This is a genomic window from Lelliottia nimipressuralis, assembly GCF_004402045.1.
Lineage (GTDB): Bacteria > Pseudomonadota > Gammaproteobacteria > Enterobacterales > Enterobacteriaceae > Enterobacter > Enterobacter chinensis.
The window spans coordinates 1-845 of sequence record NZ_SOMG01000022.1; the positions used below are offsets into that span (position 1 = coordinate 1).

Here is an 845-nt window from a genome sequence, read left to right on the forward strand (position 1 = left end):
GGGAACCTGCGGTTGGATCACCTCCTTACCTTAAAGAACCTGCCTTTGCAGTGCTCACACAGATTGTCTGATGAAAAGTAAATAGCAAGGCGTCTTGCGATTGAGACTTCAGTGTCCCCTTCGTCTAGAGGCCCAGGACACCGCCCTTTCACGGCGGTAACAGGGGTTCGAATCCCCTAGGGGACGCCACTTGCTGGTTCGTGAGTGAAAGTCACCTGCCTTAATATCTCAAAACTCATCTTCGGGTGACGTTTGAGATATTTGCTCTTTAAAAATCTGGATCAAGCTGAAAATTGAACGACACACATGTTATGTGTGTTCGAGTCTCTCAAATTTTCGCAATTTGATGATGAATCGAAAGAAACATCTTCGGGTTGTGAGGTTAAGCGACTAAGCGTACACGGTGGATGCCCTGGCAGTCAGAGGCGATGAAGGACGTGCTAATCTGCGAAAAGCGCCGGCGAGGTGATATGAACCTTTGACCCGGCGATGTCCGAATGGGGAAACCCAGTGTGATCCGTCACACTATCGTTAACTGAATACATAGGTTAACGAGGCGAACCGGGGGAACTGAAACATCTAAGTACCCCGAGGAAAAGAAATCAACCGAGATTCCCCCAGTAGCGGCGAGCGAACGGGGAGCAGCCCAGAGTCTGAATCAGCTTGTGTGTTAGTGGAAGCGTCTGGAAAGTCGCACGGTACAGGGTGACAGTCCCGTACACGAAAGCACACAGGTTGTGAACTCGAAGAGTAGGGCGGGACACGTGGTATCCTGTCTGAATATGGGGGGACCATCCTCCAAGGCTAAATACTCCTGACTGACCGATAGTGAACCAGTACCGTGA

At 50.4% G+C, this 845-nt stretch carries 1 tRNA gene and 1 rRNA gene; both read left to right on the top strand.

The annotated features are described in order from the left end of the window. The first annotated feature begins 113 nt into the window (after positions 1 to 113). Positions 114 to 189 (top strand) — tRNA-Glu (locus E3U32_RS14785). Positions 190 to 380: 191 nt separating this feature from the next. Then, positions 381 to 845 (top strand): 23S ribosomal RNA (locus tag E3U32_RS14790); the annotation flags it as partial.